Raw genomic sequence first — 12,057 nt, forward strand, 5'->3', positions numbered from 1 at the left:
CTATGCAAACAACTTCTGAACTCTCCTGTGATGTGTTGGTGATAGGCAGCGGTGCGGCGGGCCTGTCTGTTGCGCTGCGTCTGGCGGCACGGCACTCCGTTATTGTTTTAAGCAAAGGGCCAGTTAGCGAAGGCTCCACACTTTATGCGCAGGGCGGTATTGCGGCGGTGTTTGATAAAACTGACAGCATCGCCTCCCATGTTGAAGATACCCTGATTGCCGGCGCTGGCATTGTCGATCGCCACGCGGCGGAGTTTGTTGCCAGCCACGCGCGGAACTGCGTGCAGTGGCTTATCGATCAGGGCGTGATGTTTGATACGGAACTGAGTGAAAGCGGCGATGCCAGCTATCACCTCACACGCGAAGGCGGGCACAGCCATCGCCGCATTCTTCATGCCGCTGATGCCACCGGCAAAGCGGTGGAGAACACGCTGGTAAGCCAGGCGATGAGCCATCCGAACATTCGCCTGCTTGAACGGACCAATGCGGTTGATCTGATCATCTCCGACAAAATTGGCCTGCCTGGTACGCGCCGGGTAGTGGGTGCCTGGGTGTGGAACCGCAATAAAGAGCGGGTGGAGACCTGTCGCGCAAAGGCGGTAGTACTGGCCACAGGCGGCGCATCGAAGGTCTATCAATACACCACTAATCCCGATATCGCCTCCGGCGACGGCATCGCTATGGCCTGGCGCGCGGGCTGCCGGGTGGCGAATCTGGAGTTTAATCAGTTTCACCCCACCGCGCTGTTTCATCCACAGGCACGCAACTTCCTGCTGACCGAAGCGCTACGCGGTGAAGGTGCTCACCTGAAGCGCCCGGACGGCACGCGCTTTATGCCGGACTTCGACCCGCGCGGCGACCTCGCCCCGCGCGATGTCGTGGCGCGCGCCATCGACCATGAAATGAAACGCCTCGGCGTCGAGTGTATGTATCTTGATATCAGCCACAAACCGCCTGAATTTGTGCGCCACCACTTTCCGATGATTTACGAGAAGCTGCTTGGCCTCGGCATCGATCTGACCAAAGAGCCGGTGCCAATTGTGCCTGCGGCGCACTACACCTGTGGCGGGGTGATGATTGACGATCGTGGACGCACCGATGTGGATGGTCTCTATGCGGTGGGCGAAGTGAGCTACAGCGGGCTGCACGGCGCTAATCGCATGGCCTCTAACTCACTGCTGGAGTGTCTGGTCTATGGCTGGTCGGCCGCTGAAGATATTGTCTGCCGGATGCCAGACGTTGAAAGGGTGCCCGAGCTACCGGCGTGGGATGAGAGCCGCGTCGACGATGCCGATGAGCGGGTGATCCTGCAACATAACTGGCATGAGCTGCGGCTATTTATGTGGGATTACGTCGGGATCGTGCGCACCACCAAACGCCTTGAGCGGGCGTTACGCCGCATTAACTTGTTGCAGCAGGAGATTGACGAGTATTACGCGCACTTCCGCGTGTCAAATAATCTGCTTGAAGTGCGCAATCTGGTGCAGGTGGCGGAGCTGATTGTGCGCTGCGCCATGATGCGTAAAGAGAGCCGTGGCCTGCACTACACGCTCGATTACCCGCATCAGCTGCCGGAATCGGGGCCGACGGTGCTCTCACCGCAAAGCTACATAAAGAGATAGAAAGCCTGGGTCAGCGCGCTGTAGCTTTCTGAATAGCGCTGATCCGCGCCGCGGATCACCAGCCTGTCGGCAAACAGCTCGCCCTGTCGCGGCGAGAAGGCCAGCAGCACGCGGTGCGGCAAGCGCCCTTCCGTTTCTGCGACATCGGTGCGCAGACGCAAATGCCAGCCGAGCTGTTGCGCTTTCTCGCTAAAGCCTTCGCAGATCTCCACCGGCAGCACCACACAGAAAAAGCCCTCTTCGGTGATAAGCGTGGCAGCGATCTCCAGCAGCGTCTGGTGATCGAGGGTGGTGGTGTAACGCGCGCGGTCGCGCTCAGGCGTGGCGCACTTAACCCCCTCTTCAAAATAGGGCGGATTGCTGACAATCAGATCAAAACGTGCGGTGTTCTGCTGGCTCCAGGCGTGAATATCGGCGCAGTGGACGCGAATGCGATCGGCCCACGGCGATGCCTGCACGTTCTCCTGCGCCTGTCCTGCCGCCTGCTCATCCAGCTCAACCGCATCAAGAGTGACATCGGCTGCGGTACGCTGCGCCAGCATTAGCGCCAGTAGGCCGCTGCCGCTACCGATATCAAGAATATGACGGGCACGGGAGACCGGGGCCCAGGCACCTAACATCACGCCATCGGTACCCACTTTCATGGCACAGCGGTCATGCGCGATAAAAAAAGATTTAAATGTGAAGCCATCGCGGCGAAGCTGAGCCTTTGGCTGAGACATCTTTACAACCTCAAAACGGAAAACCGCAGTAGCATAGGGGAAAGCGTAGCGTCAGAAAAGTGATAAGCAGACAACAGATGAAGATTGCAGCCGTAACGTCTATAATCAGCGCCCCACACAGAGGTAGAACATGACTGTAACGACTTTTTCCGAACTTGAACTTGACGACAGCCTTCTGGACGCGCTCCAGAATAAAGGCTTTACACGCCCAACCGCTATCCAGGCAGCTGCCATTCCGCCTGCGCTTGAAGGGCGTGATGTCCTCGGTTCTGCGCCCACCGGGACAGGTAAAACCGCAGCCTATTTGCTGCCGGCGTTGCAACACCTTCTGGACTTTCCGCGTAAGAAATCCGGCCCGCCGCGTATCCTGATCCTGACGCCAACCCGCGAGCTGGCAATGCAGGTTGCCGACCACGCGCGTGAACTGGCGGTTAACACCCATCTTGATATCGCCACCATTACCGGCGGCGTGGCGTATATGAACCACGCCGAAGTGTTCAGCGAAAACCAGGATATCGTGGTCGCCACCACTGGCCGCCTGCTGCAGTATATAAAAGAAGAGAACTTCGACTGCCGCGCGGTCGAGACGCTGATTCTTGATGAAGCGGACCGCATGCTGGACATGGGCTTTGCGCAGGATATCGAGACCATTGCCGGTGAAACGCGCTGGCGCAAGCAGACGATGCTCTTCTCTGCGACGCTGGAAGGCGACGCAATCAAAGATTTTGCCGAGCGTCTGCTGGAAGATCCGGTTGAAGTCTCCGCAACCCCTTCGACCCGCGAACGTAAGAAGATCCATCAGTGGTACTACCGTGCCGATGATGTGCAACACAAAACCGCCCTGCTGGTACATCTCCTGAAACAGCCTGAAGCCACCCGCACTATCGTCTTTGTGCGCAAGCGTGAGCGTGTGCATGAGCTGGCAACCTGGCTGCGCGAAGCGGGCATTAATAACTGCTATCTCGAAGGCGAGATGGTGCAAATAAAGCGTAACGAAGCGATCAAACGCCTGACCGATGGCCGCGTTAACGTGCTGGTAGCAACCGACGTTGCCGCGCGCGGGATTGATATTCCCGATGTCAGCCACGTGATTAACTTCGATATGCCGCGCAGCGGTGACACCTACCTGCACCGTATCGGCCGTACCGGTCGCGCAGGGCGCAAAGGCATCGCCATTTCCCTGGTTGAAGCGCACGATCACCTGCTGCTGGGCAAAATTGGCCGTTACGTTGAAGAGCCGCTAAAAGCGCGCGTCATCGATGAGCTGCGCCCGACAAGCCGTCCGCCAAGTGAAAAGCTGAACGGCAAGCCGTCGAAGAAAGCCTTAGCGAAGCGTGAAGAGAAGAAAAAAGAGAAAGATAAAGAGAAACCGCGCGTGAAGAAACGCCACCGCGATACCAAAAATATTGGTAAACGCCGCAAGCCGAGCACGGCAGGCAGCGAACAGCAGAAGAGCGAAGAGTAAAAAAAACGCCGGGGAGACCCGGCGTTTTTATTGCTGCCTGTGCTTACAGGCTTTCAGTAAAGGTACGGGCAATAACGTCGCGCTGCTGTTCCGGCGTCAGCGAGTTGAAACGCACAGCGTAACCGGAAACACGAATTGTCAGCTGCGGGTACTTTTCCGGATGCTCAACGGCGTCCATCAGCGTTTCACGACGCAGCACGTTAACATTCAGATGCTGTCCTCCTTCAACACGCACTTCCGGCTGTACTTCCATCGGAATTTCGCGGTATTCGATGTCGCCCAGTTTACTTACCGCAACAACGTCATCTTCAGCAAAGCCAGCTTTAGCGCAGACGCAGCGTGCTTCGCCCTTTTCGCTATCAAGCAGCCAGAATGAGTTCAACAGATCGTCATTAGCCGCTTTCGTAATCTGGATACCAGTAATCATGAATAGCCTCCCTTGGGCAGATTAGGTGATTGACCGGACGCAGGCCGGCCAATTGGTAAAACCATTGTTGTCTGGTTGTTTATATACCAGCCTGTACCGGGCCATTCTTTGATTTTAGTCAATAAAAACCATACAGCAAAAATGGCTATTAGGGTTTGTTCTTGTTTTATATCAATTTATGCCGATCCGCCATGTTAAAAATTTACGTAAATATTCAACTATTTTTTAGCCATGATGCGCAATCCAGCGTGGCTGATTTTGTTCTGGAGAAAGAAGCAGTTAAGCTACGGCAAACCAACTTTGCAGGAGATCGGGATGACGACTTCATTGACATGGCATGACGTACTGGCAGAAGAGAAACAGCAGCCCTACTTTGTGAACACTCTTAACACCGTGGCCGCTGAGCGCCAGTCCGGCGCGACGATCTATCCACCGCAGAAAGATGTCTTCAACGCCTTTCGTTTTACCGAACTCGGCGATGTGAAAGTCGTCATCCTGGGGCAGGATCCCTATCATGGCCCCGGCCAGGCGCACGGGCTGGCCTTTTCTGTGCGGCCCGGCGTCGCCGTTCCCCCTTCTTTATTAAATATGTATAAAGAGTTAGAGAAAACCGTGCCGGGCTTTACCCGCCCTAATCATGGTTATCTTGAGAGCTGGGCGCGCCAGGGCGTGTTGTTGCTTAATACTGTGCTCACCGTGCGCGCCGGGCAGGCGCACTCCCACGCCAGCCTCGGCTGGGAAACCTTTACCGATAAAGTCATTAGCCTCATTAACGAGCACCGTGAAGGCGTGGTCTTTTTGCTGTGGGGATCGCATGCACAGAAGAAGGGGGCGATTATCGACAGAAAACGCCACCATGTGCTGACCGCACCGCACCCGTCACCGCTTTCGGCGCATCGCGGCTTTTTTGGCTGTAATCATTTTGTGCTGGCGAATGAGTGGCTGGAGCAGCATGGCGAAAAGCCGATTAACTGGATGCCGGAACTGCCCTCGGAAAGCGAATAAGGGTATGCGGGGGAAAGCGCCGGATGGCGGCTGCGCCTTATCCGGCCTACGAAATAGTGCGGGTAGTTTAGATTAAGATGTAGGTAAGGTCGGGTAAAGGCACGCGCCGCCCGACCTTCATGCCTTACGCCTTATTCTGACGCCACCACTCGGCGAGCAACACGCCGGTTGCGACCGAAACGTTGAGGCTTTCAACGTTGCCGGTGCCCTCAATAGAGACGCTCAGATCGGCGCGCGACAGCGTTTCATCAGAAATACCATCACGCTCCTGGCCTAACACCAGCACCATCTTCTTCGGCAGCTCGGCTTTAAACAGCGGCGTGCCGTTATGGCTGGATGTTGTCACCAGCGCGTAGCCCGCCTGACGGAATGCTTCCAGCGCGCTGACAAAGCTTTCGCCGGTAATCGCCTGAACGTGTTCCGCCCCGCCTTCTGCCGTACGTACCGCAGCGCCGGATTCGATCACTGCCGCGTCCTGCAACACCACACCTTTCACGCCAAAGTGCGCGCAGCTACGCATGATCGCGCCAAGGTTGTGCGGGTTGCCGACATCTTCCAGCGCCAGTACGCAATCTTCATCACCTGCGCTAGCCACCCATTTCTCAACGCTCAGACCGTTGCGTTTTTTGATCAGGAAGCAGACGCCGCCGTGGTGTTCGGTGCCGGACGCTTTTGCCAGCTCCTGCTCATCGACCACGTGGTAGGCCTTGCGGTTAGCCGCCATCCAGCGCAGCGCTTCTTTAAAGCGCGGCGTGACGCTCTGAACAAACCAGGCGCGCACGATGCAATCCGGACGGCTGCTGAACAGCGCCTGGCAGGCGTTTTCACCATACACGCGCGTCTCTTCTGCGCGCTGACGGCGCAATACTTCAGGATCGATATAGCTTTTACCGCTAATACCGCCGTGGTCCGGCTTCTCCGGCGTTTCATCGCCAGGTGCGCGTGATATGGTGCGCCACGGTGAATCACCACGCGCGCTGTAGTCGTCACGCGGTGCGCGGCTTCTCTCATCGCGTTGCGGACGACCACCTTTGTCATCACGTGCAGAACGACCCTTGTCGTCACGGCCCGGGCGACTTCTGTCATTGCGGGAAGCGTTTCCGGTACGTGCAGGCCCTTTCCCGGTACGCGGGTTATGACCTCGTTTATCGGAATCATCATCACTGCGGACATACATCACTTTGACCTTGCCGCTCTTATTCTTTAACTCATCGTTCATGCTTTTCTCCACCAGCGCTGCGCGAAGCGCGCAGATTACCTGATGTGCCGACGCTTCGCCATTAATTCATTCAAAAGCCAGCGACTATTGTACTCATCGAATAAACCACGTTGTTGTTTAAAACCTGTACATCAATAATACGTAACATTGTAGAAACATAACGGCATCATGCCGCTGTGTACCACCGCTTCCCTGAGGTTAGTTATGAATACCGTATGTGCAAGCTGCCAGGCGTTGAACCGTATCCCACAAGAACGCATGCATGACGCTGCAAAATGTGGGCGTTGCGGGCACGAGCTGTTCGATGGCGACGTGATCAACGCCACCGGCGAAACGCTCGATAAACTCCTGAAAGACGATCTGCCGGTGGTCGTCGATTTCTGGGCGCCGTGGTGCGGCCCGTGCCGTAACTTTGCGCCGATCTTTGAAGATGTCGCGGAAGAGCGCAGTGGCCAGGTGCGTTTTGTGAAGGTGAATACCGAAGCGGAACGTGAACTGAGCGCGCGTTTTCGCATTCGCAGCATTCCAACCATCATGCTGTTTAAAAATGGCGAAGTGGTGGACATGCTGAGCGGCGCGGTGCCGAAAGCGCCGTTCGACAGCTGGCTGAACGAATCTCTCTGATCCTATCGGGGCGCATCTTGTGCCCCGTTTTTACCTCTGCGACAATGGCGTTTTTCCTGTGCGACCGCCATGACTGATAACGCCGTTCTCAAACTCCGCGCTGAGCGCCTTGCCCGCTCGACCCGCCCTTTTCTCGCGCGCGGTAACCGCATCCGCCGCTGTCAGCGCTGCCTGCTGCCGCTGCGCAACTGCCTGTGCGCGACCTTAAAGCCAACCGCTGCCAACAGCCGCTTCTGCCTGGTGATGTTCGATACCGAGCCGATGAAGCCGAGTAATACCGGGCGTTTAATCGCCGATGTCCTGCCCGATACGCTGGCGTTTCAGTGGTCGCGCACCGAACCGCCGCAGGATCTTATCGATTTATGCACCAGCGATGCCTATCAACCGATGGTGGTTTTCCCTGCTTCTTATGCTGGCAGTGAACGACAGGTACTGAGCGCACCTCCTGCGGGAAAACCGCCGCTGTTTATTATGCTCGACGGCACCTGGACCGAGGCGCGCAAGATGTTTCGCAAAAGCCCCTATCTTGATGCCTTGCCGGTTATCTCCGTCGATCTGTCGCGGGTTTCGGCCTATCGCCTGCGGGAAGCGCACGCCGAGGATCAATATTGCACGGCGGAAGTGGCGATTGCGCTACTTGATCTGGCGGGTGATAACGCCGCTGCGCAGGCGTTGGGCGATCATTTCACACTGTTTCGTGAGCGTTATCTGGCCGGGAAACCGCATCATTCGTCCACCGTCACAGCAAAAGCGGAAGAAAGCGTTTAAAATCATCGGGTCACTCATTTGTGGAGGCCGGTATGAGCCAGCGAGGGTTGGAAGCGTTATTACGTCCCCGTTCGATTGCGGTTATTGGTGCATCCATGAAACCGGAACGCGCCGGTTTTCTGATGATGCGCAACCTTCTCGCCGGCGGCTTTGCCGGGCCGGTACTGCCGGTCACGCCCGCCTATAAAGCCGTGCAGGGCGTGCTTGCCTGGCCAGATGTCGCAAGCCTCCCCTTTACCCCCGACCTCGCAGTGCTCTGCACCCATGCGAAACGCAACCTCGCGCTACTGGAGGCGCTTGGTGAAAAGGGGTGTAAAACCTGCATTATTCTCTCTGCCCCGCCGGAACAACATGCCGATCTCCTCGCCTGCGCAGGCCGCTATCAGATGCGCCTGCTCGGGCCAAACAGCTTAGGCCTACTCGCGCCGTGGCAGGGGCTGAACGCCAGTTTCTCACCGGTGCCGATCACGCGCGGCAAGCTGGCATTTATTTCCCAGTCCGCCGCCGTCTCCAATACCATTCTTGACTGGGCACAGCAGCGCGAGATGGGTTTCTCCTACTTTATTGCGCTCGGCGATAGCCTGGATATTGATGTTGATGAGCTGCTCGATTTCCTGGCCCGCGACAGCAAGACCAGCGCTATCCTGCTCTATCTAGAGCACCTCAGCGATGCGCGCCGTTTTGTCTCCGCCGCCCGCAGCGCGTCGCGCAATAAACCGATTCTGGTGATCAAGAGTGGCCGCAGCCCCGAAGCGCAGCGCTTGCTGCATGCCCATGCCGGGCTCGATCCCGCCTGGGACGCGGCAATCCAGCGCGCCGGTTTACTGCGCGTACAGGATACTCATGAACTCTTCTCCGCCGTTGAGACGCTGAGCCATATGCGCCCGCTACGCGGCGAGCGGCTGATGATTATCAGCAACGGTGCGGCGCCCGCAGCGCTGGCGCTGGATCAGCTCTGGTCACGCAATGGCAAGCTGGCGACACTGAGCGAAGAGACGCTGGCGCAACTCTCTGCTGCACTACCGGAGTCTGTCGCCGCCGGAAACCCGCTCGATCTGCGCGATGATGCCAGTAGTGAACGTTACGCCGCCGCGCTCAACATCCTGCTCGATAGCCACGATTACGATGCGTTGATGGTAATTCACGCGCCCAGCGCCGCGGCTCCAGGTAGCGAAAGTGCGCTGTCATTGATAGAGGTGTTGAAAAAACACCCGCGCGGTAAATATGTCACCGTGCTAACAAACTGGTGCGGCGAGTTCTCATCGCAGGAGGCGCGTCGGCTCTTTAGCGAAGCGGGGCTGCCGACTTACCGTACCCCGGAAGGAACCATCACCGCTTTTATGCATATGGTTGAGTACCGGCGTAACCAGAAGCAGCTGCGTGAAACCCCGGCGCTTTCACTGCGCCTGACTGCAGATACCGCCGATGCGCGGCGCCTGCTGCAACAGGCGCTGGCCGAGGGCGCAACGACGCTCGACACCCATGAAGTTCAGCCTATTTTGCGCGCCTGGGGGCTGCAAACGCTGCCAACCTGGATTGCGGGCGACAGTGCCGAAGCGGTGCATATTGCCGAGCAGATTGGCTACCCCGTCGCGCTAAAGCTGCGCTCGCCGGATATCCCGCATAAATCTGAAGTTCAGGGGGTAATGCTCTATCTACGCACCGCCAAAGAGGTGCAGCAGGCGGCGGATGCGATTATTGAGCGCGTTAAGCTCAACTGGCCGCAGGCGCGTATTCAGGGTTTGCAGGTGCAGAGCATGGCGAACCGCGCAGGTGCGCAGGAGTTGCGTGTAGTGGTGGAGCACGATCCGGTGTTCGGCCCGTTGATTATGCTGGGTGAAGGCGGTGTCGAGTGGCGTGCGGAAGACCAGGCTGCGGTGGCATTACCGCCGCTCAATATGAATCTCGCCCGCTACCTGGTGATTCAGGCTATTAAGCGTAAAAAGATCCGTGGCCGCAGCGCCTTGCGCTCGCTGGATATTGCCGGGCTGAGCCAGTTTTTAGTACAGGTCTCCAATCTGATTATTGATTGCCCGGAGATTGCGCGCCTCGATATCCACCCTCTTCTGGCATCCGGCAGCGAATTCACGGCGCTGGATGTCTCAATGACGTTAGAAGCGGCCAGAGAAAATGGCGAAGCGCGGCTGGCGATCCGCCCCTATCCGCAATATCTCGAAGAGCACGTGACGATGAAAAACGGCGAGCACTGCCTGTTCCGCCCGATTCTGCCGGAGGATGAGCCTTTGCTGCAGCAATTTATCTCACGGGTGACCAAAGAGGATCTTTATTACCGTTACTTTAGTGAGATCAATGAATTTACCCATGATGATTTAGCGAATATGACGCAAATCGACTACGATCGGGAAATGGCATTTGTCGCAGTACGCCGCACGGAGCAGGGTGAAGAGATCCTCGGCGTAACCCGTGCGATATCCGATCCTGATAACGTTGATGCCGAATTTTCTGTGTTGGTGCGTTCTGATTTAAAAGGTCTCGGGCTTGGGCGGCGTCTGTTGGAAAAACTCATCGCCTATACGCGAGATCACGGACTTAAACATTTGAATGGTATTACTATGCCCAACAATCGCGGGATGGTGACGCTGGCGCGTAAACTGGGATTTGATGTCGATATCCAGCTGGAAGACGGGATTGTAGGGCTTTCGCTTCCTCTGATACCGACGGCGCAATCCTGAGTAAGGTACTGGAAATGTTGACCACTTTAGTGGACACGGTGTTATTATTGCCCGCTTATGTCGTCTGCATGGTACAGAAGACCCTTCAATAAACAGAGAAGAAACGCACTGTGATGTTGTCAAAATTTAAGCGTAATAAACATCAACAACACCTTGCCCAACTCCCCAAGCTTTCTCAGTCAGTTGATGAGGTAGAGTTCTTCTACTCACCGGCCGATTTCAGGGAGACGTTGCTTGCCCGGATAGCGAGCGCGACGCGTCAAATCTATATCATCGCTCTCTATCTGGAACAGGACGATGGCGGGAAAGGCGTGATGAACGCGCTGTATGAAGCAAAACGTCAGCGTCCGGAGCTGGATGTGCGTGTGCTAGTTGACTGGCATCGCGCTCAGCGTGGCCGCATTGGCGCTGCGGCGTCGAACACCAACGCTGACTGGTACTGCCGCCTGGCACAGGAGAATCCCGGCGTTGATGTTCCTGTTTATGGCGTGCCGGTCAATACGCGCGAAGCTCTCGGCGTTCTCCATTTTAAAGGCTTTATTATTGATGACGCGGTGCTTTATAGCGGCGCGAGCCTCAATGATGTTTACCTCCATCAGCATGATAAATACCGCTATGACCGCTATCAGCTGATCCGCAATACGCAGATGGCGGAAGTGATGCGCGGCTGGCTGGAGTCCAACCTGATCCACGGGCGCGGCGTTAATCGTCTTGACGATCCAGAGCGGCCAAAAAGCCCGGAAATTAAAAACGATATTCGCCAGTTCCGCCAGGCGTTGCGCGATGCCTCGTTCCATTTTGAAGGCAATGCCAGCAACGATGAACTTGCGGTTACGCCGCTGGTCGGTCTCGGAAAATCAAGCCTGCTTAATAAAACCATTTTCCATCTTATGCCCTGTGCCGAGCAGAAACTGACCATCTGTACTCCCTACTTCAACCTGCCGGCGGTGCTGGTTCGTAACATTATCCAGCTGCTGCGCGACGGGAAAAAGGTGGAGATTATTGTTGGCGATAAAACGGCGAACGACTTTTTTATACCGGAAGATGAGCCGTTTAAAATCATCGGCGCGCTGCCCTATCTCTATGAGATTAACCTGCGCCGCTTCCTGAGCCGCCTGCAATACTACGTTAATACCGATCAGCTTGTGGTTCGCCTGTGGAAAGATGGAGATAACAGTTATCACCTTAAAGGGATGTGGGTCGACGATGAGTGGATGCTGCTGACGGGGAATAACCTCAACCCGCGCGCATGGCGTCTGGATCTGGAAAACGCAGTGTTGATACACGATCCGAAACAGCAGCTGGCGGCCCAGCGCGATAAAGAGCTGGAACTTATCCGCACCCATACGACGGTGGTGAATCACTATCGCGATCTGCAAAGCATCGCCGAGTACCCGGTGAAAGTGCGTAAGCTTATTCGTCGCTTGCGCCGTATCCGCATTGATAAACTGATCAGCCGCATCCTCTAATCTTGAAGCCCTGTCCTGTGACGGGGCTTTTTTTCAGGCCCCT

Annotated in this window: 10 protein-coding genes; 7 read left to right on the plus strand and 3 right to left on the minus strand. The window is 56.4% G+C overall.

Translation table 11 applies throughout. The annotated features are described in order from the left end of the window. Positions 1-2 precede the first annotated feature (2 nt). Entirely contained in the window at positions 3-1,622 is a 1,620-nt protein-coding gene (gene nadB, locus HF650_RS17795) for an L-aspartate oxidase (protein ID WP_187799737.1), read from the plus strand. Here the strand turns inward: nadB and HF650_RS17800 are convergent. Further along, a complete protein-coding gene (locus HF650_RS17800; protein WP_187799738.1) occupies positions 1,607-2,344 on the minus strand; it encodes a tRNA1(Val) (adenine(37)-N6)-methyltransferase in 738 nt (245 codons plus the stop codon). The genes nadB and HF650_RS17800 overlap by 16 nt on opposite strands. A gap of 130 nt (positions 2,345-2,474) precedes the next feature. Between HF650_RS17800 and srmB the strand changes: the two genes are divergently transcribed. Beyond that, positions 2,475-3,809 carry an ATP-dependent RNA helicase SrmB gene (gene srmB, locus HF650_RS17805; protein WP_187799739.1) on the plus strand — a complete coding sequence of 445 codons (1,335 nt, stop codon included), beginning with the start codon at positions 2,475-2,477 and terminating at the stop codon, positions 3,807-3,809. Positions 3,810-3,852: 43 nt separating this feature from the next. On the opposite strand, the gene grcA is transcribed toward srmB, so the two are convergent. After that, complete coding sequence (gene grcA, locus HF650_RS17810; protein ID WP_023481164.1) at positions 3,853-4,236, minus strand: autonomous glycyl radical cofactor GrcA; 384 nt, start codon at positions 4,234-4,236, stop codon at positions 3,853-3,855. Between the two features lie 315 nt (positions 4,237-4,551). Between grcA and ung the strand changes: the two genes are divergently transcribed. Further along, positions 4,552-5,241, plus strand: a complete 690-nt coding sequence (gene ung, locus HF650_RS17815; RefSeq protein WP_187799740.1) for a uracil-DNA glycosylase — start codon at positions 4,552-4,554, stop codon at positions 5,239-5,241. A 124-nt stretch (positions 5,242-5,365) separates the two neighbouring features. Here ung and HF650_RS17820 read toward each other — a convergent pair whose 3' ends face one another. Next, positions 5,366-6,460 carry a tRNA/rRNA methyltransferase gene (locus HF650_RS17820; RefSeq protein WP_187799741.1) on the minus strand — a complete coding sequence of 365 codons (1,095 nt, stop codon included), beginning with the start codon at positions 6,458-6,460 and terminating at the stop codon, positions 5,366-5,368. A 204-nt stretch (positions 6,461-6,664) separates the two neighbouring features. Here HF650_RS17820 and trxC point away from each other — a divergent pair, with 204 nt between their 5' ends. From trxC to pssA, 4 genes are all read left to right on the plus strand, one after another. Further along, a complete protein-coding gene (trxC, locus tag HF650_RS17825; RefSeq protein ID WP_187799742.1) occupies positions 6,665-7,084 on the plus strand; it encodes a thioredoxin TrxC in 420 nt (139 codons plus the stop codon). A 69-nt stretch (positions 7,085-7,153) separates the two neighbouring features. After that, positions 7,154-7,852, plus strand: a complete 699-nt coding sequence (locus HF650_RS17830) for a tRNA-uridine aminocarboxypropyltransferase (protein WP_187799743.1) — start codon at positions 7,154-7,156, stop codon at positions 7,850-7,852. Between the two features lie 32 nt (positions 7,853-7,884). Beyond that, entirely contained in the window at positions 7,885-10,545 is a 2,661-nt protein-coding gene (gene pat, locus HF650_RS17835) for a protein lysine acetyltransferase (RefSeq protein ID WP_187799744.1), read from the plus strand. 113 nt (positions 10,546-10,658) lie between these two features. Further along, complete coding sequence (gene pssA / locus HF650_RS17840; protein ID WP_187802741.1) at positions 10,659-12,014, plus strand: CDP-diacylglycerol--serine O-phosphatidyltransferase; 1,356 nt, start codon at positions 10,659-10,661, stop codon at positions 12,012-12,014. Positions 12,015-12,057 lie beyond the last annotated feature (43 nt).

The sequence above is a fragment of the Kosakonia sp. SMBL-WEM22 genome, from assembly GCF_014490785.1.
Lineage (GTDB): Bacteria > Pseudomonadota > Gammaproteobacteria > Enterobacterales > Enterobacteriaceae > Kosakonia.

What these genes read in the sequence shown, in the direction of transcription:
- srmB (WP_187799739.1), top strand. Translation starts at nt 2,475, where the DNA reads ATGACTGTAACGACTTTTTCCGAACTTGAACTTGACGACAGCCTTCTG.
- trxC (WP_187799742.1), top strand. Translation starts at nt 6,665, where the DNA reads ATGAATACCGTATGTGCAAGCTGCCAGGCGTTGAACCGTATCCCACAA.
- pssA (WP_187802741.1), top strand. Translation starts at nt 10,659, where the DNA reads ATGTTGTCAAAATTTAAGCGTAATAAACATCAACAACACCTTGCCCAA.
- pat (WP_187799744.1), top strand. Translation starts at nt 7,885, where the DNA reads ATGAGCCAGCGAGGGTTGGAAGCGTTATTACGTCCCCGTTCGATTGCG.
- HF650_RS17800 (WP_187799738.1), bottom strand. Translation starts at nt 2,344, where the DNA reads ATGTCTCAGCCAAAGGCTCAGCTTCGCCGCGATGGCTTCACATTTAAA.
- HF650_RS17830 (WP_187799743.1), top strand. Translation starts at nt 7,154, where the DNA reads ATGACTGATAACGCCGTTCTCAAACTCCGCGCTGAGCGCCTTGCCCGC.
- grcA (WP_023481164.1), bottom strand. Translation starts at nt 4,236, where the DNA reads ATGATTACTGGTATCCAGATTACGAAAGCGGCTAATGACGATCTGTTG.
- HF650_RS17820 (WP_187799741.1), bottom strand. Translation starts at nt 6,460, where the DNA reads ATGAACGATGAGTTAAAGAATAAGAGCGGCAAGGTCAAAGTGATGTAT.
- nadB (WP_187799737.1), top strand. Translation starts at nt 3, where the DNA reads ATGCAAACAACTTCTGAACTCTCCTGTGATGTGTTGGTGATAGGCAGC.
- ung (WP_187799740.1), top strand. Translation starts at nt 4,552, where the DNA reads ATGACGACTTCATTGACATGGCATGACGTACTGGCAGAAGAGAAACAG.